We start from the raw sequence: 22,610 nt of genomic DNA, 5'->3' as shown, positions 1-22,610 counted from the left end.
TGTAAATTTGGCTAAATTTTAAGCCCCAAGCTATTTTTCACAACCACGCAAAAATCCGCCAAAAAATACCCAAACGCCTTGTAATAATCGCTTTTAGCATTGATTTGCAAATGTCCAGCTAGCCCACGCAGGCTTGGCATGATAAAATTCGTCAAATACTCGCCCAAAATATTGTGTGATTTCTCGTTTGTATCTTGCTTGAAAATCATCGCCAACAGCCCTAGCATGTTTGCAGCGTGTGTATCTGGCAAATCCGCAAATGGCTTTTTGAAGCGACATCTTTCGTAAAAAATACTCACTTCACTCGCACTTATTAGCTTAAAATAGCTCATATCAAAGGCCTCTTTGAGATTTTCAAAATCAGCGCAAATAGCCTCATAATCGCTATTTTTAACCCTAGCCCAAAGCTCTTGACCTTTTTTGTTTTCCTCATTTTCGTTGATTATAATCCATTTGCTAGCAAGTTTTTCGAAATTTTCCTTGCTTATCGCGCCCTTAAAATTCGTCGCGAAAATTATACACATAACCGAATAAAGTTCCCCTACTTTCATCTTTTCTCCTTAAATTTCACTAGCTTTTTTAATTTTTTCCACACCAAATTTTGACCAAATTTGATTCATTGATTTATCCAAACTTTGGCGTTTTTTATCGATTTCATCGAAAAGCAGAGTCGCACACTCTGCGCTATTTGCGCCAAAATTTGACAAATTTAGCGACACATGAATTATCGCATCGCCCCTATGCACATCAATAGCCTCGAAAAGCAAAAGCGCCGTCTCATCGAGCAAATCTAGGCTAAAAGGCCTGTGCTGACTAAGCCTTTTAGAGCTCTCATCGCGCGATTTGTAGCGGATTTTGACCTCGTAAGTAAGTGGATTTAGCCCACCCTCTAAAACCTCGCTAGCTAGGTGGCGAGAGAGGATTTTAATGCGCCTTTTGATCTCGTCCCTATCGAAGCACGGCTCGAAACTGCGCCCAAGACCGATACTTTTGCGCTCCCTGCTAACCTGCACCCGCTCGCTCGTATCGCCACTGATTTGAGCGAAAATTTGCTCGCCGTTTTTGCCCATTTTTTCGAAAATTTCCCTATGTCCCCACGCGTCGCCGATACTTTTAATGCCGTATTTTGCGAGCGTTTTTTGCATAGATTTTCCCACGCCTGGAAATTTTGAAATTTCGACATCTCTAAGCTCGGTTTTAAGGCACGAAATGGGTATTTCGCGCACCCCAAAAGGCTTGGCTAAATCGGTGGCAAGCTTGGCGATAAATTTCGCCTCGCTTAACCCCACACTGCTAGGAAGCCCGAATTTCGCCTTGATTTCGCTTTGCAAAAAGAGCGCAAACTCGCGCGCGTTTTCGTTGTATTTCGTGCCACGCAAATCCAAAAAAAACTCATCAACGCTAAATTTTTCGATTTCTGGCGTGAAATTTAGCAAAAATTTGTGAATTTGGTTTGAAATCTTGCCATACACGCCGTGCTTTGCCGCGTCCAGCACTAGCTCTGGACAGGCTAGAAGCGCCATTTTTAGGGGTTGGGCTGAATGCACGCCAAATTTTCTAGCCTCGTAACTAGCGCTTAAAACCACCCCTTTTTGCAAAGATTTTAGCCTTTTTTGCTCATCGGCAAAATTTTGCAAATTTTGCTCTTTTTGGGCTTGAATTTTAAAATTTTGCGCGCTCTCATCGAAGTGAAATTTCGCCCCAAAGCCCTCGTCTTTATTAGCGAAAATTTCCTCATTATTTCCGCCGATAACTGCGACGGGAACTCCGCTAAGAGCGGGATTTATCAGCCTTGCGACAGATACGAAAAAGCAGTCTAAATCGATATGCGCTATCAAACTATATCTATCCCAAATCCACTAAGTCCAGCGTATTCTTTCGGGCTGGAATTTGACAGAATTTTGATTTTTTTAATCCCAAGGTGCGCTAAAATCTGCGCTCCGATACCATAGCTTTTAAAATCGCCCTTGTGCGAAGCCGAATTTAGCGCCACAATCACACCACCGCTCGTGCTTAAAATTTCTAAATTTTGCATAAAATCATCATAATTTTCATCTTGCATAAATTCTAAATCGGTTGAAATTTTATGAAATTTTACATTGCAAATTTCGCCAATTTCGCCGAAAATAAAGACTTTGTGAGCGTTGTCATCGTGGTCTGTGATTTCGCAAACTTTGCACGATTTACCGCAAATTTTGCCCTCGCTAAACTCGCCAAATTTAACCAAAGTTTCGTGTTTTAATCTGTATTCGACGATTTGGGCGATTGAAATCATATTTATGCCAAATTTTTCGCAGAATTTCTCCAAATCATCGCGCCTTGCCATTGTGCCGTCTTCTTTTACAATCTCGCAAATCACCGCACTTGGCGCGATTCCAGCGAGCTTGCACAAATCCACAGAGCCCTCGGTGTGGCCTGTGCGCACGAGCACTCCGCCTTTTTTAGCGATGAGCGGATTTATGTGGCCAGGGCGCACGAAGTCGCTTGGGGTGGAGTTTGGGCGCGCCATAAGCTCGATTGTCATATTTCGCTCATACGCACTAACGCCCGTGGTTGCGTCTTTTGCGTCGATTGTGATAGTAAAGGCTGTCTCGTGCGAGGATGTGTTTTTATCGACCATTAGGGGCAAATCTAGCCTTTTGGCGATTTCCTCGTCCAGTGCGACGCAAACCACGCCACGAGCGTGCGTGATAGCGAAATTTACCTTCTCTGCGCTCGTAAAAGTCGCAGGGAAAATCAAATCGCCCTCATTTTCGCGATCAACATCATCGACCATGACAATCATCTTGCCATTTTTCATATCTTGTATAGCTTGTTCTACACTTACCATTTTTAATCCTTATTCAAATTTTCAAATCCAGCTTTTATCTTTTCATAAAGCGGGGCGAAGCTGACGCCATTTACGCGCACATTTGCGATAGTTGTTATAAAATTCGTATCTCTCTCCCAGCGCGGAACTAGATGATAATGCACATGCTCGGCTATCCCAGCCCCAGCAGCGGAGCCTAGATTCATACCGATATTCACCCCCTTTGCGCCAAGAGCGGTTTTTAGCACTCGCACGCCCTTTTGGACATATTCGCTCATCTCCAACCACGCTTCTAGCGGTAAATTCTCGATATTATCAGTATGCTCGTAAGGAATCACCATAAAAGCCCCAGGATTGTATGGATATAAATTCATAAGCCCGAAGCAAAATTTAGCGCGAAATACCACGCCTACGCACTCTGTTCCTTCTTTGGCTTTCGCGGCTGCGCAAAATGGGCAACCGCTGCGTTTTTCGGTGAAATAATCACTTCTCCACGGCGCGCAAATATAATCCATATTTTCCCCCCTATTTTTCGCCAAATTTCACTGCTCTAAGCGCCGCGCCGACATCATCTTGACGCATAAAACTCTCGCCGATTAAAAACGCATCGACCCCGCGTGCGCTTAATTCGAGTAGCTGTTCGTGCGAGCCTAGCCCACTTTCAGCCACTATGATTTTGCCATTTGGGATAAGCGGGATTAAATTTGCCGATAAGCTCAAATCAACCTCGAAAGTCTGCAAATTTCGATGATTTATGCCGATTATATCAGCCCCTGCAAAAATCGCCTTTTTTAAATCATCTTTATCGTGAATTTCAAAAAGCGCTTCAAGCCCCAAATGCCTAGCAAATTCCAAAAGTCTTTTAAGCTCTTTTTGCTCCAAAGCCTTTGCGATTAATAGCACAAAATCCGCCCCATACACGAGCGCTTCTAGGATTTGATACTCATCGATTATAAAATCTTTGCGCAAAATCGGCGTGTTTGTGTAGCGCCTGATTTGCGAAATGTAGCTAATATCGCCCTTAAAATAGTGCGGCTCAGTCAAAATAGAAAATGCGCTCGCGCCTGATTTTTCATACTCCATAGCGATTTTAAGCGGATCAAAATCCTCTCTGATGACGCCCTTGCTAGGGCTTGCTTTTTTCACCTCAGCGATTATGCGGAGTGGATTATCCGGGGTGCTTTTTAGCGCGTTTTTTGCGTCGCGCGGTATCATGGGATTAGCACTTAGCGTGCGACCAAGCATATCAAAGCTAAATTTTTCTTTGCGCCTAGCCAAATCCTTGCGCGTTTTTTCTAAAATTTCATCTAAAATCATTTTTGCGCCTTTATTCCGCCTGCGATTTCGCCTATTTTTTGGATATTTTTGTCTATCACGCATCTCTCTATCGCGCTTACATGCCCCTTGCCCTCGTCGCTGGTGTAAAACTCATCGTCTTTTATCTTATCCATCCACTCTTTGGCTTTTTCGCACTCGCCAAGCTTGTAAAACCCCCATGCTAGCGAGTCTATATAATAAACCGAATTTGGCTCGTCTTTTAGGGCGCGCTCGACATAATCAATGCCCTTTTTGATATCCAAATCATGATCGATTAAAATATATCCGTAGTAATTCAAATGCACCGGATCTTTTAGCTTGCTAGCTATGTTTTCAAATTTCGCCACGACTTCGTTGATCTGAGCGGCTGTTTTTTTATCGCCAAAAGATTCATACAGATAAATCGCCTCGTTCGCCAAATAATCGTAATTTTCGGTTTTCAAAAACTCCTCGCGCGCTAATCTCATAGCTGTGGCGAAGTCCTTTTTCTGGGCGTAAGCGTCCATTATGAGATCTTTTTTATAATCGTATTTTTGCAAAATTTCGATGATTTTATCAAATTCCTTCATATAATAATAAATCCCAATCATATCGTCTAGGAATTTTGTATTTTTTTTGCTCTCATACAGCGCCTCATCGAGTTTGGCGACCTCGAAGTATTTTTTTTGCATACGATACACATCGGCCAAAACCTCGCACACCATACCGCTAGCGCACCCGTAAATTCGCCTATGCGTCTCCATGATACGCACCGCAGCGTCGCTACTATCAAGCCTATTTAAAAGAACATCGCTAAGGCGGATTAAATTTTCCTCTGATTTTTCCAGCTCGTAGGCCTTTTCGAAATACTGCTTGGCTAGGGCGAAATTATCCATAGCATAATATGTCGCGCCCAAAATCGAATAATTTCTCGAATTTACCTCTAAATTTGCTAAATGAAGCGCGGTAGTGTTGGCTTTGAGTATCTCTCCCTGCCCCATATAATACCCCACTTTTACGCGCAAATACTCGCTATCATCAGCCAAAATTTTATCGCCCAAAGCTAGGTAGCGCGCCGTTGCTTTGCTATCTTTTAAGAAAAACGCAAGCTTTAAGGCTTCTAGCAAATACACCTGCGAATTTGTCTTTAAAAAGGCCTTTTCGTAAAGCTTCATCGCGCTTTGCGGATCTTTATTGGCTAGTTCTAGCGCAGTTAGTAGATCGAAATTTAGCTCAGCCTCATCGTAAGCCTTCATCGCCTCTTTTAGCTTTTGCGGTGTAGTGGCCTTTTGCGCTACATTTTCGCTAGCGTTTTGCTCGGGTACCGGCGCAGTATTTGTGATAACCGAGCTTTTATTCATATCTTTTATCGCGTCGCTTTTGGTTTCACTAGCGCCCAAATTTAGGGCACCAAGAGCCAAAAAAGCGGTTAAAATTTTACCCCAATACATTCTTTCTCCAATTCATCTTTATGCTCTTTGAAATATTCCCAAAATGGAAAGGTTCGACACTGATTTGGTCTGTATTCATAAATCCCGCAGTTTCGGTGCTTTTCGTCGAAAAACACACACGCCATACCGTCAAGGTATGGTTTTTCTTTTATGCTAAATTTATTCCCAACGCGCTGCAAAAATACGCGGATAAAATTTGCCTTATCTATCCCCATAAATTCGCTGAGTTTCTCGATTTCTGCGTCATTTATCCAAATATATCCGCTCTCGCCCGTGCAACACTTGCCGCCGCAGCTTTCGCAGGCGCTACTATCGAAGGTATAGTCAAACTCACTCAATATCGACACTTTCTAAATCAGCTTTTTCATAAATTTTAGCCGTTATTTTACTTTTTTCACCATTAAGAAATGTATAAATCGGCGCACAAATTTCACAAAGTGAGCGCGAACTTTTTTGCGCCAAAAAAAGCGCGAGTTTGGCGGGCTTGTTTTCGTTAGGATAGATGAAAGCAAGCTTTGTCAAATTTAGCTTGTAATTTTGCAAAATTTCGCAAATTTGCGCGATTTTGCCCGCCTCGTAGCAAAAAATCAGCGCGCCTTTTGGCTTTAAATGAGTGTTGCTAACACGCACGAAATCGCTAAGGCTTAGGCTTGTGGCACTTTTGCTTAGCGCGATGTGCGAATTTTGGCTGGTTAGGATTTTTTCCCTATAAAATGGCGGATTTGAAACGATTAAATCAAATCTTTGCTCGCTTTTAAAATTTGCGAAATTGTCGTGTAAAATTTGAGCTTGCAATGAATTTTGCTCGCAATTTTTACGCAAAATTTCTAAATTTTGCTCTTGGATTTCAAGCAAGCTTAAATCTAAATTTGGAAAATCCCGCTTCAACATCAGCCCCAAAATCCCGCATCCTGCCCCAACATCTAAAATTTTAAGAGAATTTGTGGCGCGAGAGTTAAGCCAGTTTTCGCAGATAAAATTCCATAAAAAAATGGTATCGCTAGTGTAGCGATACCCACTTTTTAGCTGGAAAAGTCTCATAAATGCAGATTTTCTACGATTGTGTGAGCGTGGTTGAAGGCTACGACGATCGAACCGCCGTTTCTAGTGATCAAATCTCCACCCACAAAAAGCCCTTTTGTGGCTGTTTCGCACCTCTCATCGACGCTTGGCACGCCGTTTTCGTCGAATTCTACGCCACATTTTTTAAGGAAATCCACAGGGCTCGTGCCACCGATTGCATAGATTATGCGATCATAAACTAACTCCATGCCGTTTGTGAATTTCACTAGCACCTTGCCACTTTCGTTTTCTAGCGCTTCGATATCAAGGCCAAGGCGCAGGATAATGTCGCCGTTTCTGGCCTCTTTTTTGATATCTTCTTCGTTGATTTCATTTAGCCTTGTAAAGCTCTCTTTGCGGTAGCATAGGGTAACGGTGTTTGTTTTGCATAGCGAGAGTGCGTATTCAGCGGCTGAGTTGCCACCGCCCACGACTAGGACTTTTTCATTGACGCTACATTTATCGAGGTTGAAATTTACCCTTTGTGTGATTGAAGGCGGGATTTTGTAGCTTGGTTTGTTTGGTTTGCCCATACGGCCGATTGAGATGATGACATTGCGCGCTACAAAGCCAGCTGAGGCTGTGGTTATACAAAATAGCCCGCCTTCTTTTTTCTCGACCTTTTCGACCTCGCTGTTGAAGTAAATATCGATATCGCCATGATCTAGCAAGCTATCGAAATAATCTAGCACGCTCTCTTTCGTGCCAGTCTCGAAGCTAATCGTGCCTTTTGTTTCGCTATCCATGCCCTTGTATTCTTTATCTACGCGTTTTTTATCTTTGTAAAATTGTCTGATTGTTTGAGAGTGATTATCGCCTTTTTCTAGCAAAAGCACCTTGGCTACGCCTTTTCTTTTGGCCTCGACCACGGCCGCGATTCCGCAAGGACCGCCACCGATGACAACTACATCATAAACATTTATCATTTTTTTCCTTTGTGTTAAATTTTACAACCTTTGATTATAATCAAAATTTATTTATAAATGGTAAAAATTATTAAAATTTTAAAGATTTAATTAGTCTGTTTTATTTTTACCCAAAACTTAGCCCAAAAATGGTAAATTTAGAAAAAATTTAAAGGAAAATAATGATTTTAGCCATTGAAAGTAGCTGTGATGACAGCTCGATTGCTGTGTTAAACAGCTCGAATTTCGCATTAGAGTTTTACGAAAAAATCTCCCAAGAACTCGAACACTCCAAATACGGCGGTGTCGTGCCAGAACTCGCCGCTAGGCTTCATACGCAGGCCCTTCCTAGCATTTTAGAGCGCGCAAAGCCCTTTTTTGGCTCTCTTAAAGCCGTCGCCGTAACGCACGCACCGGGCCTTAGCGTGAGTTTGATAGGGGGCGTGAATATGGCAAAAACGCTTAGCCTTGCGCTAAATTTGCCACTAATTGGCGTAAATCACCTAATCGGGCATATTTATTCGCTATTTTTGGACAAAGAAGCAGAATTTCCGCTTGGAGTTTTGCTGGTAAGTGGCGGGCACACGATGATTCTTGATATTGACGCCAGAGGCGCAATCAGCGTGCTTGCAAGCACCAGCGATGATAGCTTTGGTGAGACATTTGACAAATGCGCCAAAATGCTAGGACTTGGCTATCCGGGTGGTGCGATAATCGAAAATTTAGCCAAAAATGGCAAGCCAAAATTTAGCTTTCCAGTGCCTTTAAAGGGCGATAAACGCCTACAATACAGCTTCTCAGGCCTTAAAAATGCAGTTCGAGTGCAAATCGAAAAACTATCCCAAAATGGCGAACTAGCGGGACAAGATAAGTGCGATATCGCCTACGCCTTTCAAAAAAGTGCTTGCGAGCATATCATGGATAAACTCTCTCGGGTTTTTAATGAGCGCAAATTTAGGCGTTTTGGCGTCGTGGGTGGGGCTAGTGCGAATACGCATTTGAGGCAAAATTTGGCAAATTTAGGCGACGCGCACGAGTGCGAACTTTTATTTGCGCCACTGAAATTTTGCTCGGATAATGCTGCGATGATAGCGCGCGCAGGTTTGGAGAAATACCGCAAACAAAGCTTTATCGCACCGCAAAATTTGCAAATTATCCCAAGCCTAAATTTAAACTCCGCATTTGAGTAAAAATTAAATTTTAAAAATCGTTCAATCCTAAATTTAAGTAGAATTTTGCTCTAAATTTTACTGGATTGCTTCACTTTGCTCGCAATGACAGCAAATTTAGCGCAAGGAATTTTAAATTTCGATTTCATACTCGATTGGATCTTTTACGCCAGCTTTTGCAAAGCCATTTAGACGCAATTGACAGCTATCGCACACGCCACAAGCCTTGTGCGAGTTTGTGTAACAGCTCCAAGTAAGCCCCAAATTTACGCCGTTTTCAAGCGCACGCGCCACAATCTCACCCTTGTTTAAATGCACCAAAGGCGTTTTAATCTCCACGCTAAAATTTGGCGAAGTGCCCGCATTTATCGCGCTTTGCATTTTTGCAATAAATTCTGCGCTACAATCAGGATATCCGCTACTATCCTCCTGCACCACGCCGATGAAAATCGCCTCACACCCCTCACGCTCAGCAAGCGCGCCCGCGATACTCAAAAACACGCCGTTTCGAAACGGCACATAGGTGTTTGGGATCTCGTTTTTGTCGATGTTTGCGCCCTTTCGCACACTAAGGCTCGTATCAGTTAGCGAGTTTGCGCCGATTTGTGCGATAAATCTAGCATCCAGCGTGTATCGCCTCTGTGCGCCTAAATCATCGCAAATTCTCTCGAAACACTCGCGCTCTTTATCTTGCGTGCGCTGAGCATAATCAAAATGCACTCCAATGACCTCATAGCCTGAATTTTTAGCGATATACGCGCAAGTCGCGCTATCCATACCGCCACTGATGATACATAAAGCTTTTTTCAAATTTAATCCTTTTTTGGTAGAATTATAGGCAAATTTTGATTTAAAGGGCTTGAAATTGATACTTTGTGAAGAAAATTACCCAAAAATTTTGGACGAAATTTTAACTACGCTTAGCGCGGGTGCGGTCGAACTAGTCTTCGTGCGAAGCGAGGAAATGCGCGAAATCAACAAAAGCGCGCGGGGGGTCGATAAAACCACCGATGTGCTTAGTTTTCCGCTCGAAATTGTGCCAGGTGGTGCGAATACTGCCCCGATAGGCTCTGTTGTGATAAATTTGGATTTAGTAGAGCAAAAAGCGTTAGAATTTTCGCACTCAAATAGCGATGAAATCGCGCTTTTATTTACGCACGGACTGCTTCATATCTTAGGCTTTGATCACGAAATCGATAACGGGCAAATGCGCGAAAAAGAGTGCGAAATCATCGCTAAATTTAACCTTCCAAAAAGCCTAATCGTGCGCACAGATGAAATTTAAGAAAAATTAATCGGATCCATATCGATCTCAACGGGCAAATGCGCTAAAAGTGCGCCAGCCTTTAAAAGTGGTGTGTGCGTGGCGGCACGAAGCAGTATTTCGTAGCGAAATTTGCCCGCAATCAGCGCAATTCCAGCTTTGCCGTGCCCTATGATTTGCAAACCATTTAGTTTTTTGGCTTTTAGCGCGCTGTGTAAAATTTCAAGCCCGCTAGCGCAAATTTTAGCCGCCTCTACCTCGTTTTTATGTGAGATTAAAACGCGCAAAAGCCTAGTGTATGGCGGATATAGCGGATCTCGATCCTCGCTTTCTTCTTCTAAAAACGCGTCATAATCCTGCAAAAAATCCTCGAAAAACGCCCTTTGCAGAGTCTGTATCACGACCCTGCCTTCGCCCTTCCTGCCGGCTCTACCTGCTACTTGCATGCCAAGGGCTAGGGTCTTTTCGCGCGCCCTAAAATCAGGGTAGTTCAAATGCTCATCAATCCCCATAATCACCGCCAAATCCACGCCATGGTAATCATGCCCCTTGCTAAGCATTTGCGTGCCTACCAAAATGTCGATTTTATGGGCGTTAAAGTCGTTTAGTAGGGTTTCTAGCTTTCTTTGGGTTGTAATCTCATCGCGGTCAAATTTAGCGATTTTTGCCTCAGGGAAATTTGCTTTTAGCTCCTTTAAAAGCTCGCTAGTGCCCATTTTTTTGGCCTCGCTTACGCTTTTGCCACATTTAGCGCAAGGCTGTTTGTAAAATGCGCTGTATCCGCAATAATGGCATTTTAGCGCCTTTTCCTTTTCGTGATAGCTCATACCCACCGAGCAAAACGGGCATTTGATAATCTCGCCACAACTCTTGCAAACCATATATTTGAAATTTGCGCGTGTGGGCAAAAACACCACTATTTGGCGATTTGCGCCTAGACTTGCGCTGATTTCTTTTTTTATTTTTGGCGTGAGGGAAGTTTCGCTCTCGTCGTAAATGTAGCGTTTGTGCGTGGCGTGATAGGTGCCTTTGAGCCTGAAATTTGGCTGTTTCGCAAAGCTCGTAAGAGAGGGCGTGGCTGAGCCAAGCACGGTTTTAACGCCACATTTGTGCGCGGCGAAAATCGCGAGATCTCGGGCATTTATGCGTGGAGCGGAGGCTGATTTGTAGCTATCATCGTGCTCCTCATCGACAATGATTGCGCCAAGATTATGAAACGGCAAAAACAGCGCCGAGCGCGCGCCTGCGATAAGGCGAATTTTGCCTGCGAAAAAATCGGCTAAAATTTGGCGTTTTTTAGCGGGGGTGATTTTGGAGTGCCACACGCCAAGAGCCTCGCCGAAATACCCTTGCAAGCGCTTCGTCATTTGCGGTGTGAGCGAGATTTCTGGCATTAAAAATAGTGCTTGTTTGCCAGAGTTTAAAATTTCTGCTATGAGCGAGATATAAACCTCGCTTTTGCCACTTCCCGTATCGCCAAAAATCAGCGAAACGGCATTTTGCTTGGCAAAATTTAGAGCTTTTGTCTGCTCTAGGGTCAAATTTGGCGTTTTTGTGAAATTTGGCTTTTCGCAAGGCGCGCAATTTATGCCCAAATTTGGCTCAAAAACCCCAAATGCCACGCCGATTTCGCAGATATAAAAATGCGAAATAAACTGCGCCAACTCCACCTGAAACGGCGTGAAATTTAGGGGCAAAATTTCGCTGATTTCTTTCGTGCAAAACTCAGGTTTTGGCACTTCGCGCAAAACTACACCGCGTTTTTGGGCGTTTTTTACGGAAATTTGGACTATTTGGTATGGTGAAATTTGTGAATTTGAAAAATAGGTAAGCGGTTTTAGTCTTGCCCCTAAAACCGCGATTTCATAGTAATACAAGCTTATTCTGCTAATGCTTGACAAGTTGGTTTTGAATGATCACAATCAAATGTGCCAGCTTTTATATTTTTAGCTTTATCTGCTACTTGATAATATGTAAAATCTACGCACTTTCCAGCTACACACGCTTCATAAGTTTTATTTCGTGTTTTAACTTTCCAGCCGTTTTTGCCAGTGCTTGCAGTTAAGTCATTTTGCAAAACATTGCCAAACATATCAGAGCCACTGCTGTTTAAATCAGGCCATGCGCTCTTGCCTTTTAATTGCTCTTCGCCTCTTTTTAGCGAAATTCCGCTTCTAATCGAAGCCAAATCGCCTCTCATTTTTGCGACCGTAGCATCATCTCTGGTCATAGCTAGTCTAGGCACAGCAACACCTGCTAAAATGCCAAGCACAACGATAACAAAAATCAACTCAATCATAGTAAATGCGTTTTTCATATTAAATCCTTTGATTTAAAATAGATTTAAGTATAGCTAAAATTAAATTAAGCTAGCTTTAAATTATTTTAAGCTAGCGATTTTTTGCGCAAATTTTACCCTTTGCCCCTGCGAAATTTCAAACTCCAAAAAATCCTTCTCGGCAATCATCACTATCGTAGAGCCAAGCTCGAAATTTCCGATATGTTCGCCCTTTTTAAAGCTCACGCCCTCGCCATAATCGAATTTATTATAATCAAAATTCAAAATTTCCCTAGCCTTAGCGTTAGTTTGAATCCTGCTATCAAAGTCAAATTTCATCTTACCTACATTTAGCGCCCCTACAAAAACCAGCCACAAAAGCCCGCCATTGCTCATTTTACAGAGCAAAACCACGCGCTCATTTTTAGCATAGAGATTTGGCACTTTTAGCAGATATTTTTTTGCCACGCTGTGAAGTTCGCCCGGGATATATAGCGCGCCAATGACGCTAAGATCGCATGGAGCGTGATAGTGATGATAGTCTTTTGGACTTAGATAGATATTTGTGTATGTCAAATCCGCCGACATTTTAAAATCTCTGGAAGTTTTCATATCATCTAAATTTAGCAAACTAATAAAAATTTCGGAATTTTGCTTTTGCAAATCCCCAGCCCAAGATTTAAGCCCCAAAAGCTCCCAAATATCGTATTTATGCCCCTTTATGCTAAACGCGCTAAAATCACTCGTGCGTCCGCACTCAAAAATCACCCCATCGCTCGGGCTCAAAAACGCGCTAGGCTCGGCGCAAATTTCACGCTCCCTCACCAAACGCCTCGTAAATAGCGCATTTAGGCTATCGTAATCACCTGCGCCTAAAAATTCGCTCATATCAATCTCAAAAGCGTCGATATATTTTTGATTTATAAACTTCTGCACAGGGCGCGGAAATTTTACCCCAGCCACAGCCCCAAAACAGCGTGAAATTAGCTTTTTCATCACTCTCTCCTTAGTCTTAGTAGCGCGATTTCTGCGTCGGCAAAAATCCTCATCGGAGGCCCCCAAAATCCAACCCCACTGCTCACATAAATTTGCTTCGCTCCGTCATTATATAGCCCATGGACATATTTTTGATCGAGTGCTACAAGCAGGCTAAATGGGAAAATTTGCCCGCCGTGCGTGTGCCCGCAAATACACAAATCCACCTCATCTTTTACATGTAAATTTATAAATTTTGGCTGATGAGCGAGCAAAATTTTAGGTTTATTTGGATCTGCCATTTTTAGGGCTGCCCTGAAATTCGGCTCTAATTCATTAAATCTCACACCGCTTAAATCGTGCGTGCCAAGCAGATTTACCCCCATAAACTCCACGCTCTCGTTTTGCAAAACCCTCACGCCCTCGCGCTCCAAAGCTTCGATTAGCCCCTTTGCGCCTCTGTAATACTCGTGATTTCCTGTCACAAAAAACACAGGCTTTTTTAGTTCGCGCAAAGGCTCTAAAATATCGCCAAGCTCGTGAGAACGCAAATCAAACATATCGCCCACGATACACACAGCATCGTGGTTAGTGGCGTTTATTTGCGCCACTATGACTTCTAAAAAATCTTTTTTTAAAAACTCGCCCAAGTGTATGTCGCTCACCACGGCTAAATTTAAATTTTGGCTCAAATTTTTGATTTTTATATCCACTTCATTTATTTTTGGAATTTTAAGCGCATTGTAAAAGCCCTTAAAAAGGTAGCTAAACGCCATTATTACAAAGGTTACATCTACGCAAATTTTAATAAATTTGCGCCTGCTCTCGCTAAATTTGGCAAATTTTGCGCTCACATTTAAAATATCATAGGCTAGGCACAAAAAGAAAAGCGAAAAGCTGCTAGCCACGCAAACGACGCAAATTTTGTATAAAATTTCATCTTTTAGCGCGCCAGCAAAAACACTTCTAGTAAAAAACATACCCTCGAAAATCACCAAAAATAGGCAAAAAACTATCAAAAACGGCTTTATTTTTTTGAATTTATCGTAAATTTCAAATCTAGCTGAGATTGATTTGTAAATGTATAAATTCAAAAAAACAAAGAGCGTCGTGGCTACAATCGGAAAAATATATGGGATTTTCACTCTTACTCCAAATCAGATAAATTTTTCTAATTTTTCTCTATCAAAGCCCGAAATTTCGCCGTCTTTATCGACCAAAAGCGCGCCAGATTTTTTAAATTTCGTAATCGTGCGAGAAAATGTCTCTGGGGTGATATTTGAAATTTTGGCGATTTTAATGTGTTTTGAGCTGGTAAAAATATCAAAATTTTCGATGATAAACTTTGATATTTTTGCCTCGCTAGGTAGCACGACGCTGTTTTCAAACGCAAATTCTAGTGCCCTAAGCTTCGCCGAAATTGATTTTATAATGCTAATGCAAATCTCAGGCTCACTCAAAAACTCTTCGACAAATTTTTCATAATCTATTTTTAAAACCTCGCCACCGCTAGCAAAGCGCGCGCTGGCTGGATAGGGGATATTTTCGAAATTTACAGCCTCAGCCACGAAAGACATCGGGCGGATTTCGTGGATATAGATTTCCTTGCCACTAGGGGCTGTTTTGTAAATCTCGATTGTGCCTTTAAGCAAGATGATTAAATGAGAGCTTGTATCGCCCTCATAAAATAAAATTTCTCCCTTTTTAAAAGCCTTTTTGCTACTAATCTGCGCTAATCGCTCGATTTTGGCCTCATCAAGCCCCTTAAAAAAAGGGATAAATTTCAAAATTTCCATATTATTTTTTTAGTAAATCCCTGATTTCGCTTAGAAGTTTGATATCTTCACTTGGCTCAGCTGGGGCCTCGGGCTCGGCTGGTTTTTCTTTTTTAAGCTTGTTAATCGCCTTAATCGCGCAAAAAATACAAAATGCGATAATGATAAAATCAACCGCTGTTTGGATAAACGAGCCGTAATTTATCGTCACGGCTGGTGTTTCACCCACAGCCTCTTTTAAAACGATTTTTAAATCGGTAAAATTCATACCACCTGTGATAACTCCGACGATTGGCATAATGACATCGCCTACTAGTGAAGTTACGATCTTGCCAAAGGCTCCACCGATGACCACACCCACTGCCATATCGATGACATTGCCTTTCATTGCGAATTCTTTGAATTCTTGAATAAAGCTCATTAAAAGCCTCCTTTGGGAAATAAAAGGATAGATAATAACCTAATTTTGCTTACTTTTTGCTTTTTATTAGGTAGAAAAAAGTATAATGGCAAATTTTGAAATTTAATAAAGAAAAGGAAAATTTATGTATAGATTTGCGCCATCACCCACAGGCGATATGCACATTGGAAATTTACGCGCCGCGATTTTTAACTATATCCGCTCGCTTCAAGATAAAAGTGGATTTATTTTGCGTATCGAGGATACCGATACTGCCCGCAATATCGAGGGCAAAGACAAAGATATAATGGAAATTTTAACCCTTTTTGGTATCAAATGGCAAACGCTATATTATCAAAGCAAAAATTTAAAATTTCACCAAGAATTCGCCGCTAAGCTTCTGCAAGAGGGTAAGGCGTTTTGCTGCTTTTGTAGCGAAGAAGAGCTTGCTGCCAAAAAAGAAAAAGCCAAAGAAAAAGGCGTAGCGTATCGCTATGACGGGACTTGTGAGCATTTAAGTGACGCTGAGGTCATAGACAATCCAAAGCCATTTACAATTAGACTTAAAAAACCAACCAGAGTTTTGAAATTCACAGACGCTATCAAAGGCGAGATTAGCTTCGAACCAGAAAATATCGATAGTTTCGTCATTATGCGCGCGGATAAAACCCCGACATATAATTTTGCGTGCGCCACTGATGATATGTTAGAGGGTGTAACATTTGTGATCAGGGGCGAGGATCATGTCAGCAACACCCCGAAACAAAACTGGATTAGGGAGTGTTTGGGATACACAGACGAGATTTCATACGCGCATTTGCCGATTATTTTGGGGCCTGATGGCAAGAAAATGTCCAAACGCGACGACGCAAGTAGCGTAAAATGGATGCTAGATACTGGATTTTTGCCTGAGGCGATTGCGAATTATTTGGTTTTGCTTGGAAATAAAACCCCGTGCGAGGTTTTTAGTATCGAAGAAGCGGTGGAGTTTTTCGATATCGCTAAAATTTCAAAGGCTCCGGCGAAATTTGACATCGACAAGCTTGCATTTATCAACCGCGAACATATCAAAAGGGCAAGCGCTAAGCGCATTTGCGAGCTTTTTGGCGTAGATGAGAGCAAGGTAGAGTTAGTGAAATTTTACACCCAAGAATCCAGCCTAATCCCAGAAATCAAAGCAAAAATAAGCGCAATTTTTAGCCAAAAAGAAATTCCAAGCGAATTTAGCCAAAACGCTGAAATTTTGCGAAATGAAATTTTAAATTTAGCCCAAATTCCAGCCGAATTTAACGAGTTAAAAACAATCCTTATGGAAAAAACCGCTCTCAAAGGTAAGGCGTTTTTTATGCCACTTAGATTGCTTCTTACAGGCGCGCATCACGGACCAGAACTAAATGAACTTTACCCGCTCATAAAATCATCAATCAAGGAAATCCTAAATGCTAGCAAATAGCCTAATTTACGGCGTTTTAATCACTCTGCACTACGCCATACAAGCCTACATTTTGCTTGTATTTGTCGCGTGTGTGCTTAGCTTCATACGCCCAAATCCGTTTAATAAATTTGTCCAAGCGATTTATAAGCTTACAACCCCGGCTTTCAAGCTCGTGCGCAGGTATATCCCAACCACGCTTGGCGGGTTTGATTTCGCCCCGCTTGTGATTTTAATCGGCCTTAGCGTGATTGATAATGCGATAATTTATGCCTTACAAAGGAGTGTTTTTTGAAAATTTTATTTAAATTTAGCCTAGCGGTGGCACTTTGCGCGAGTTTTGCCGCAGCAAATGTCAAAAGCTACGAAGAGATAAAAAACGAGCCAAAATCTTTGGCGAAAGATTATTATATTTACCGCCTAGCCACAGAAACCAAATACGACAAAAACGAGCTAAAAGCCCTTAGAAAGGCTGGAATTTACCGTTATCGTGGCAAGATAAAAAAGGAACTTGATAAAATTTTAGGCGCGTTTAAAGCTCTGCCAAAGCCAGATAAGTGCGCAGGGGTAACGAGCGCGAATATACTAGACGCAAATTTAACCTGCCAAAAGGCTAGAAGTTATCCAGCATTTGTGGCAAAGCTAAGCCCCAAAACTCGCTCGGCGTTAATTAGCAAATTTGAAAATAGTGGAAATTTGGGCGCGATGAGTGCGATAAATTTGCTAAAAGGCTTTAATTCAGGCTCGCCGGCGCAGTATTTTAAAGAGAGCGGTAATGCGCAAAATTATTTTTCATACTACCAATTTAAGGGCGACGAGAGCTTACTAAACATAAACGCAAGCCCCGCTTTTATCACAGATATGGCGCAACTCTCTGGCTTTAAAACGGTCGTAGAAGATGCTGTAATCAAGCGCAAATATCCAAATTTGCGCCAATCCATGCTAGGAATTAATCCGCAAAAAGTGGATAAAGAAATCGCGTTTTTGCTCGGCGTAAATGCCGTAACTTATGGCGATGAGGCGCAGGCTTTGGCGTATTTTAGGCGCGCAGCAGCTACGATAGAGAGCGTGCATAACTCGCACAATGCGAAATTTTGGGTATATTTGCTAAGCAAAGACGAAAATATCTTGCGCGAGCTTGCCAAAAGCAACTATTATAGCCTCTATTCGCTCTACGCAAAGGAAATTTTGGGCGATAAAAGCCTAAATATCATAAATCCAACCCCAGCGCGCGATAAAATTTCAAACTATGATATCAAAAACCCATTTAACTGGGTTCGTACCAAGGCCAAAGCCGATAAAATGGGCAAAGCAGAGCTTTTGGAGTTTGCGAAGAAATTCGACACAAAAGAGAGTCTTGGCGAGTGGGCGTATATAATGAATAAGGCTAATGGCGGGCGCGATAACTATTATCTAACGCCATTTATGGAGCATATCGGCACTACTGATTTGCACCGCCAAGCGCTGATTTTAGCCCTTGGCCGCCAAGAATCACGCTTTATCCCAAGCGCCGTTTCGACCTCGTATGCGCTTGGTATGATGCAGTTTATGCCATTTGTGGCAAACGATATCGCCAAAAAGCAGGTTAGTATCGAGGGCTGGGATCAAGATATGATGTTTGATCCAAAAATCGCCTATAAATTCGCCAATATCCATATCGACACACTCGAAACCAAGCTACTTAGCCCCGTTTTTATCGCATACGCATACAATGGCGGACTTGGATTTACGAGCAAGCTTTTAAAACGCGCAGATTTGTTTAAGAGGGGAAAATACGAGCCGTTTTTGTCAATGGAGCTAGTAACATTTGCTGAGAGCAGGGATTATGGCAAAAAGGTTTTGGCAAATTATGTGATTTACTCGCATATTTTAAACCCAAATTCAAAAGTAAGCGTGCGTGAGGAGCTAGATAAGCTCTTAATCCCAAGCAAGAGTGATAAAATTCGCTAAATTTAACCAAATTTAGCGGATTTATTAAAATTCAAAATTTGGCGAAATTTTAAATTTCGCCAAATTCACTAACTTTCCAATCCGCTTTTGCACGCTTCTAGCGAACCGCTTTTAAAGCCTTTGTAAAACCACTCTTTTCTTTGTGCGCCACTTCCATGCGTGAAAGAATCCGGCACCACATACCCACGCGCCTTTTTTTGCAAGGTATCATCGCCTATCATCGTAGCGGCATTTAGCGCCTCTTCCAAGTCGCCATCTTCTAAAATTTTGTATTGATGATGTCCCCAAATACCCGCCAAACAATCGGCTTGAAGCTCCACTCTAACCTGAATCGCGTTTGCCCCAGCTTCGTTTGTTCTGGCCTTTAATTTATCGGCGTTAGATAAAATTCCTAGCAGGTTTTGCACATGGTGTCCCACTTCGTGCGCGATGACATAGCCTTGCGCGAAATCGCCCGCTGCGTGATGTTTTTTCGCCAAATCAGAGAAAAAATCCGTATCCAAATAAATCCTAGTATCAGCCGGGCAGTAAAACGGCCCAACTTGCGAGCTAGCATACCCGCACCCACTTCTTGTCGCGCCGTGGAATAAAAGTAGTCTTGGCTCAGAGTATTTCGCGCCGTATTTCGCAAAAATCGCGCCCCAAACATCTTCGGTTTGCCTTAGCACGGTAGAAACAAAATCCTTGGCTTCCTGCGCTGCTTCGTTGTTTTCGAATTTACTAGCCGCAGCTCCACCGCCAGCAGAGGTGAAATTTAGCAAATTTAGCGGATTATAACCCATAAACGCCGCCACCACGCCAAGGGCTAGGACGATTCTGCCAAATTTCGTTTTTACCAAAAATTTCACCACAGGAATCAAAAGCGCGAGATTTACTCCGCCTCCGCCACCACCGCTACTAGCTCTCATATCGTCGATATTTGAGCTTTTATTTCCGCCACGCCATTTCATTTTTTATCCTTCAAATTTGAATTTCTGAAATTTTATCACAAATTTTATTTCTAGCAAAATTTGCGCCCGCTCTAATCATCGAGTTTGAGCTTAGGGTGCCAATACATCGACTTTGAAACCTTGCGAAATTTCACGCTCGCATTTAGGTCGTTTGAGGTCGTAAAGCTAAGCACGAGATCATCTTTTTGCGTTTTTGGCGCGCTGATTTTGTAGCGATTAGACCACGCGATTTTAAAAACCTCTTTGCTAGCTAGCGGGCTCTCATCGGCAATTAGCTCCACGCTGACATTTTCGTCGCTTCCATTTACGCGCACATTTTTAATCTCGATCTCTTTTGGATACGAGGTTAGCAAGAAAAACTCATCTTCTCTTTCGTTGCGAATCTCAGGCATTGTGGGGTTTAGATAGGTCGCCACGCCCAGGTATCTATCGCCCTCTTTGACGCTTTCGAATTTTTGCGTATATGCCATAAACTCGTTTTTGACCGGGTCATGAGGGACTTTTTCTTTGTTAGCACACGAGCAAATTCCTAGCGCAAACAGCCCTAAAATCAGAGTGCGCGCAAATTTTGAAATAGTTAAATTTTGCATTTTTCTTCCTTTAAATTTTGGCGTATATTATCAAATTTTGCTTTTTAAAAGGCTAAATTTGATACAATCATTATTTTTTAAGGGAGATAGATGAAAAGATTAGCCATTGCGTTTTCAGGTCCGTCAAACACTGGCAAAACAACGCTAATTTGCAAGGTAGCGCAAATTTTTATCGAGCAAAATTTAAAGGTCGCTATCGTCAAACACGACCCCAAAGACAAGGCCAAATTTGACACCGAGGGCAAAGATAGCGCAAAATTTAGCGAGGTTGGCGCAGATGTGGCTGTCGTAAGCCCCACTCGCACGACATATTTTTTAAAACAAATGCGCCAAATCGACGAGATTATCGCTGGATTTGGTGATTTTGATATTTTGATTGTGGAGGGTCTAAAAACACTGCCCCTGCCACGAATCAGCCTATTTAGGGACAAAATCGACGAGGCGTATTTGCCGTTTTCGCAAGCCATTGCGACAAATTTGCCAAGAGCGCAAATGGATAAAGCCTGCCCTGTAAATTTCGACATAAACGACGCGCAAAGTATCGCAAAATGGATACTTGATAATGCTAAAAAAGTTTAAAAAGGAGAGAGTATGCAAGAAATCGTAAAAACAATAAAAAAAATCGCCGTTTTAATCAGCGAAGAGCTAAAATACGCTGATTTCGGCTACGCTAGCACACAAAATTCCACCGGCGACACACAGCTTAAACTCGATGTGCTAAGCGATATGATAATCGAGCGCGAATTTCGCGGCGTAGAGTGCGTAAAGGCGCTAATTAGCGAAGAAAAAGAGGAAATGCTAAGCATTAATGAAAACGGCAAATTTATAGTAGCTTACGATCCGCTCGACGGATCTAGCCTAGTAGATGTAAATTTCGCCGTGGGCTCGATTTTTGCGATTTATGAGGGCGAAATTTCACCAAGCTCATTGCGCGGGGCAGTATATAGCGTGTATGGCCCTAGAATCGAGCTTTGCGTATGTTTAGGCGACACTCCGAAGCTATACAGGCTTAGCAGGGACGGCAAATTTGCCTTCGCAAAAGAGCTAGTTTTAAACGAAAAAGGCAAACTAAACGCCACGGGAGCGACGCAAAAAGGTTGGAGCGATACGCACAGAGTGCTCGTAAGAACGCTATTTGACGAGGGTTATCGCCTCAGATACTCAGGTGCCATGGTCAGCGACCTGCACCAAATTTTGCTAAAAGGCGGTGGGCTATTTAGCTACCCAGCCACGAGCGATCACCCAGCAGGCAAGCTTCGCATGGCGTTTGAAGTGTTGCCGTTTGCCTATATCTACGAGCGTGCTGGCGGTGCTACTAGCGACGGAAAAAACAATTCGCTTTTAGAGCTTGAAATTTCAAAAATTCACCAAACCACACCGTGTTTTTTCGGCTCGAAATATGAAATTTCCAAAATGCACGAAATTTATCAAAGCGAAAAATAATGTCAGAAAATAACCAAGAACGCGATATTTTCGAGCAAATTTTAGACAAAAATTTAGCCATTTTGCAAGATTGCCAAGCGCAAAATGGCTTGCAAAGTTGTAGCCAGTGCGAAAAAATCCTAGACTGCCAAACGCGCGATAAGTATGTCAAGGCCGTGTTTGAGAGCATGTCCAAAGGTAGCACTGGCGATTTTGAATTTTAAATTTTATTTCACACTAAAAATTTAAAGGAATTTGATGAACGCCTTTATAAACGGCATTTTAATGGGCTTTGGCGTGAGTGTGCCAATCGGTCCGATTAATGTTTTGATTATGTCTTACGCCCTGCAAAGCTACACAAAAGCCCTTTGCTTGGGGCTTGGCGCGATGAGTGCGGATATGGTTTATCTAGCACTTAGCGCATTTGGGATTTCGCAACTTGCCAAAATTCCGCTTATATTTGCGATTATTTCGGTGTTTGGGGCGTGTTTTTTGCTATACATTGCGTATGGAATTTACAAAAGCGCGCGCAACACACCTGAAATCAAAAGCGTCGAGCTTGGCTCTCACGCCAAAATTTACTCAAAAGGCTTTTTTTTAAATTTGCTAAATCCTTATGTGATTATGTTTTGGCTCAGTGTCTCTGCTAGCGTAAGTAGCGAAAATTTCGCTCTCTCGCTGCTGGGGCTTTTTGTAGCGATTTTATCGTGGATTACGCTTTTTCCGCTTGTGGTTTATAAAAACAGAGCGCGCCTGCCAGATAGCGTGGCTAGAGCGTTTGCTTACATTTCTACGGCGATTTTGGTGTTTTATGCTGCAAAACTTCTTTGGGGAGTGGTGAAAAATTTAATCGCTTAAATTTAAGCGATTAAATTTTGAAGC

27 protein-coding genes are annotated in these 22,610 nt (G+C 42.3%); 9 read left to right on the top strand and 18 right to left on the bottom strand.

Going from position 1 to position 22,610, the window contains the following annotated elements; genetic code table 11:
- Positions 1–11: 11 nt before the first annotated feature.
- Genes OFN67_RS05730 through OFN67_RS05690 form a run of 9 tightly spaced genes read right to left on the bottom strand, consistent with a single transcriptional unit; the run spans position 12 to position 7,544 of the window.
- Complete coding sequence (locus OFN67_RS05730) at positions 12–551, bottom strand: hypothetical protein (protein WP_270861978.1); 540 nt, start codon at positions 549–551, stop codon at positions 12–14.
- A gap of 9 nt (positions 552–560) precedes the next feature.
- The gene (locus tag OFN67_RS05725; protein ID WP_270873989.1) at positions 561–1,838 is read right to left on the bottom strand and encodes a DNA polymerase Y family protein; all 1,278 of its coding nucleotides are present in this window, start codon (positions 1,836–1,838) and stop codon (positions 561–563) included.
- Positions 1,835–2,830, bottom strand: a complete 996-nt coding sequence (locus OFN67_RS05720; RefSeq protein WP_270873988.1) for a bifunctional 3,4-dihydroxy-2-butanone 4-phosphate synthase/GTP cyclohydrolase II — start codon at positions 2,828–2,830, stop codon at positions 1,835–1,837. The genes OFN67_RS05725 and OFN67_RS05720 overlap by 4 nt, the downstream gene beginning before the upstream one ends.
- 2 nt (positions 2,831–2,832) lie before the next feature.
- Positions 2,833–3,324: an HIT family protein gene (locus OFN67_RS05715; RefSeq protein ID WP_270873987.1), complete on the bottom strand. Its 492-nt coding sequence runs from the start codon at positions 3,322–3,324 to the stop codon at positions 2,833–2,835.
- 10 nt (positions 3,325–3,334) lie between these two features.
- The gene (trpC, locus tag OFN67_RS05710) at positions 3,335–4,126 is read right to left on the bottom strand and encodes an indole-3-glycerol phosphate synthase TrpC (protein WP_270873986.1); all 792 of its coding nucleotides are present in this window, start codon (positions 4,124–4,126) and stop codon (positions 3,335–3,337) included.
- The gene (locus tag OFN67_RS05705; protein ID WP_270873985.1) at positions 4,123–5,556 is read right to left on the bottom strand and encodes a tetratricopeptide repeat protein; all 1,434 of its coding nucleotides are present in this window, start codon (positions 5,554–5,556) and stop codon (positions 4,123–4,125) included. Before OFN67_RS05705 ends, trpC begins: the two co-directional genes overlap by 4 nt.
- Positions 5,535–5,897 carry a YkgJ family cysteine cluster protein gene (locus OFN67_RS05700; protein WP_442868081.1) on the bottom strand — a complete coding sequence of 121 codons (363 nt, stop codon included), beginning with the start codon at positions 5,895–5,897 and terminating at the stop codon, positions 5,535–5,537. Before OFN67_RS05700 ends, OFN67_RS05705 begins: the two co-directional genes overlap by 22 nt.
- Positions 5,887–6,597, bottom strand: a complete 711-nt coding sequence (locus tag OFN67_RS05695; RefSeq protein ID WP_270868714.1) for a tRNA1(Val) (adenine(37)-N6)-methyltransferase — start codon at positions 6,595–6,597, stop codon at positions 5,887–5,889. The genes OFN67_RS05700 and OFN67_RS05695 overlap by 11 nt, the downstream gene beginning before the upstream one ends.
- Positions 6,594–7,544 (bottom strand): NAD(P)-binding domain-containing protein, encoded by a 951-nt coding sequence (locus OFN67_RS05690; RefSeq protein WP_270861987.1) that lies wholly within the window; start codon positions 7,542–7,544, stop codon positions 6,594–6,596. The genes OFN67_RS05695 and OFN67_RS05690 overlap by 4 nt, the downstream gene beginning before the upstream one ends.
- Before the next feature lie 161 nt (positions 7,545–7,705).
- Between OFN67_RS05690 and tsaD the strand changes: the two genes are divergently transcribed.
- Positions 7,706–8,713: a tRNA (adenosine(37)-N6)-threonylcarbamoyltransferase complex transferase subunit TsaD gene (gene tsaD, locus OFN67_RS05685; protein ID WP_270868715.1), complete on the top strand. Its 1,008-nt coding sequence runs from the start codon at positions 7,706–7,708 to the stop codon at positions 8,711–8,713.
- A 111-nt stretch (positions 8,714–8,824) separates the two neighbouring features.
- On the opposite strand, the gene queC is transcribed toward tsaD, so the two are convergent.
- Positions 8,825–9,502, bottom strand: a complete 678-nt coding sequence (gene queC / locus OFN67_RS05680) for a 7-cyano-7-deazaguanine synthase QueC (protein ID WP_270865129.1) — start codon at positions 9,500–9,502, stop codon at positions 8,825–8,827.
- 55 nt (positions 9,503–9,557) lie between these two features.
- Here queC and ybeY point away from each other — a divergent pair, with 55 nt between their 5' ends.
- Entirely contained in the window at positions 9,558–9,977 is a 420-nt protein-coding gene (gene ybeY / locus OFN67_RS05675; protein ID WP_270865130.1) for an rRNA maturation RNase YbeY, read from the top strand.
- Here ybeY and OFN67_RS05670 read toward each other — a convergent pair.
- The 6 genes from OFN67_RS05670 to mscL form a co-directional block, all read right to left on the bottom strand.
- Complete coding sequence (locus tag OFN67_RS05670; RefSeq protein ID WP_443101023.1) at positions 9,974–11,848, bottom strand: primosomal protein N'; 1,875 nt, start codon at positions 11,846–11,848, stop codon at positions 9,974–9,976. The two genes, ybeY and OFN67_RS05670, sit on opposite strands and share 4 nt — an antisense overlap.
- Positions 11,836–12,273: a type II secretion system protein gene (locus OFN67_RS05665; RefSeq protein ID WP_270868717.1), complete on the bottom strand. Its 438-nt coding sequence runs from the start codon at positions 12,271–12,273 to the stop codon at positions 11,836–11,838. The genes OFN67_RS05670 and OFN67_RS05665 overlap by 13 nt, the downstream gene beginning before the upstream one ends.
- Before the next feature lie 63 nt (positions 12,274–12,336).
- Entirely contained in the window at positions 12,337–13,230 is an 894-nt protein-coding gene (gene asd, locus OFN67_RS05660) for an archaetidylserine decarboxylase (protein WP_270868718.1), read from the bottom strand.
- Positions 13,230–14,354 carry a metallophosphoesterase gene (locus OFN67_RS05655; protein ID WP_270868719.1) on the bottom strand — a complete coding sequence of 375 codons (1,125 nt, stop codon included), beginning with the start codon at positions 14,352–14,354 and terminating at the stop codon, positions 13,230–13,232. The genes asd and OFN67_RS05655 overlap by 1 nt, the downstream gene beginning before the upstream one ends.
- Before the next feature lie 12 nt (positions 14,355–14,366).
- Complete coding sequence (locus tag OFN67_RS05650) at positions 14,367–15,005, bottom strand: Crp/Fnr family transcriptional regulator (RefSeq protein ID WP_270868720.1); 639 nt, start codon at positions 15,003–15,005, stop codon at positions 14,367–14,369.
- A gap of 1 nt (position 15,006) precedes the next feature.
- Positions 15,007–15,405, bottom strand: coding sequence for a large-conductance mechanosensitive channel protein MscL (gene mscL, locus OFN67_RS05645; RefSeq protein WP_270858204.1), 399 nt, complete (start codon positions 15,403–15,405; stop codon positions 15,007–15,009).
- 124 nt (positions 15,406–15,529) lie between these two features.
- Here mscL and gltX point away from each other — a divergent pair, with 124 nt between their 5' ends.
- From gltX to OFN67_RS05630, 3 genes are read left to right on the top strand one after another with little or no spacing between them, the layout of a single operon-like run.
- Positions 15,530–16,837, top strand: a complete 1,308-nt coding sequence (gene gltX / locus OFN67_RS05640; protein WP_270868721.1) for a glutamate--tRNA ligase — start codon at positions 15,530–15,532, stop codon at positions 16,835–16,837.
- On the top strand, positions 16,824–17,111 hold the full coding sequence (locus OFN67_RS05635; protein WP_270858206.1) for a YggT family protein: 288 nt from the start codon (positions 16,824–16,826) through the stop codon (positions 17,109–17,111). Before gltX ends, OFN67_RS05635 begins: the two co-directional genes overlap by 14 nt.
- On the top strand, positions 17,108–18,766 hold the full coding sequence (locus tag OFN67_RS05630; RefSeq protein WP_270868722.1) for a transglycosylase SLT domain-containing protein: 1,659 nt from the start codon (positions 17,108–17,110) through the stop codon (positions 18,764–18,766). The genes OFN67_RS05635 and OFN67_RS05630 overlap by 4 nt, the downstream gene beginning before the upstream one ends.
- Before the next feature lie 68 nt (positions 18,767–18,834).
- On the opposite strand, the gene ypfJ is transcribed toward OFN67_RS05630, so the two are convergent.
- Positions 18,835–19,716: a KPN_02809 family neutral zinc metallopeptidase gene (gene ypfJ / locus OFN67_RS05625; RefSeq protein WP_270868723.1), complete on the bottom strand. Its 882-nt coding sequence runs from the start codon at positions 19,714–19,716 to the stop codon at positions 18,835–18,837.
- 71 nt (positions 19,717–19,787) lie between these two features.
- Positions 19,788–20,306 (bottom strand): hypothetical protein, encoded by a 519-nt coding sequence (locus OFN67_RS05620; protein WP_270868724.1) that lies wholly within the window; start codon positions 20,304–20,306, stop codon positions 19,788–19,790.
- 90 nt (positions 20,307–20,396) lie between these two features.
- Here OFN67_RS05620 and mobB point away from each other — a divergent pair, with 90 nt between their 5' ends.
- Genes mobB through OFN67_RS05600 form a run of 4 tightly spaced genes read left to right on the top strand, consistent with a single transcriptional unit; the run spans position 20,397 to position 22,586 of the window.
- Positions 20,397–20,885 (top strand): molybdopterin-guanine dinucleotide biosynthesis protein B, encoded by a 489-nt coding sequence (mobB, locus tag OFN67_RS05615; RefSeq protein ID WP_270868725.1) that lies wholly within the window; start codon positions 20,397–20,399, stop codon positions 20,883–20,885.
- Positions 20,886–20,897: 12 nt separating this feature from the next.
- Entirely contained in the window at positions 20,898–21,749 is an 852-nt protein-coding gene (locus OFN67_RS05610) for a class 1 fructose-bisphosphatase (RefSeq protein ID WP_270868726.1), read from the top strand.
- Positions 21,749–21,952, top strand: a complete 204-nt coding sequence (locus tag OFN67_RS05605; RefSeq protein ID WP_270858212.1) for a hypothetical protein — start codon at positions 21,749–21,751, stop codon at positions 21,950–21,952. Before OFN67_RS05610 ends, OFN67_RS05605 begins: the two co-directional genes overlap by 1 nt.
- Before the next feature lie 34 nt (positions 21,953–21,986).
- On the top strand, positions 21,987–22,586 hold the full coding sequence (locus tag OFN67_RS05600; RefSeq protein WP_270868727.1) for a LysE family translocator: 600 nt from the start codon (positions 21,987–21,989) through the stop codon (positions 22,584–22,586).
- Positions 22,587–22,610: the final 24 nt, after the last annotated feature.

The organism is Campylobacter sp. JMF_11 EL3, from assembly GCF_027736965.1.
Lineage (GTDB): Bacteria > Campylobacterota > Campylobacteria > Campylobacterales > Campylobacteraceae > Campylobacter_B.
This window is presented reverse-complemented; position numbering and strand designations above follow the sequence as displayed.

Coding starts and splice junctions, on each gene's coding strand:
- OFN67_RS05730 (WP_270861978.1), bottom strand. CDS start 551: ATGAAAGTAGGGGAACTTTATTCGGTTATGTGTATAATTTTCGCGACG.
- OFN67_RS05720 (WP_270873988.1), bottom strand. CDS start 2,830: ATGGTAAGTGTAGAACAAGCTATACAAGATATGAAAAATGGCAAGATG.
- OFN67_RS05715 (WP_270873987.1), bottom strand. CDS start 3,324: ATGGATTATATTTGCGCGCCGTGGAGAAGTGATTATTTCACCGAAAAA.
- trpC (WP_270873986.1), bottom strand. CDS start 4,126: ATGATTTTAGATGAAATTTTAGAAAAAACGCGCAAGGATTTGGCTAGG.
- OFN67_RS05705 (WP_270873985.1), bottom strand. CDS start 5,556: ATGTATTGGGGTAAAATTTTAACCGCTTTTTTGGCTCTTGGTGCCCTA.
- OFN67_RS05695 (WP_270868714.1), bottom strand. CDS start 6,597: ATGAGACTTTTCCAGCTAAAAAGTGGGTATCGCTACACTAGCGATACC.
- OFN67_RS05690 (WP_270861987.1), bottom strand. CDS start 7,544: ATGATAAATGTTTATGATGTAGTTGTCATCGGTGGCGGTCCTTGCGGA.
- tsaD (WP_270868715.1), top strand. CDS start 7,706: ATGATTTTAGCCATTGAAAGTAGCTGTGATGACAGCTCGATTGCTGTG.
- OFN67_RS05665 (WP_270868717.1), bottom strand. CDS start 12,273: ATGAAAAACGCATTTACTATGATTGAGTTGATTTTTGTTATCGTTGTG.
- asd (WP_270868718.1), bottom strand. CDS start 13,230: ATGAAAAAGCTAATTTCACGCTGTTTTGGGGCTGTGGCTGGGGTAAAA.
- OFN67_RS05650 (WP_270868720.1), bottom strand. CDS start 15,005: ATGGAAATTTTGAAATTTATCCCTTTTTTTAAGGGGCTTGATGAGGCC.
- mscL (WP_270858204.1), bottom strand. CDS start 15,405: ATGAGCTTTATTCAAGAATTCAAAGAATTCGCAATGAAAGGCAATGTC.
- gltX (WP_270868721.1), top strand. CDS start 15,530: ATGTATAGATTTGCGCCATCACCCACAGGCGATATGCACATTGGAAAT.
- OFN67_RS05635 (WP_270858206.1), top strand. CDS start 16,824: ATGCTAGCAAATAGCCTAATTTACGGCGTTTTAATCACTCTGCACTAC.
- ypfJ (WP_270868723.1), bottom strand. CDS start 19,716: ATGAAATGGCGTGGCGGAAATAAAAGCTCAAATATCGACGATATGAGA.
- OFN67_RS05620 (WP_270868724.1), bottom strand. CDS start 20,306: ATGCAAAATTTAACTATTTCAAAATTTGCGCGCACTCTGATTTTAGGG.
- mobB (WP_270868725.1), top strand. CDS start 20,397: ATGAAAAGATTAGCCATTGCGTTTTCAGGTCCGTCAAACACTGGCAAA.
- OFN67_RS05610 (WP_270868726.1), top strand. CDS start 20,898: ATGCAAGAAATCGTAAAAACAATAAAAAAAATCGCCGTTTTAATCAGC.
- OFN67_RS05605 (WP_270858212.1), top strand. CDS start 21,749: ATGTCAGAAAATAACCAAGAACGCGATATTTTCGAGCAAATTTTAGAC.
- OFN67_RS05600 (WP_270868727.1), top strand. CDS start 21,987: ATGAACGCCTTTATAAACGGCATTTTAATGGGCTTTGGCGTGAGTGTG.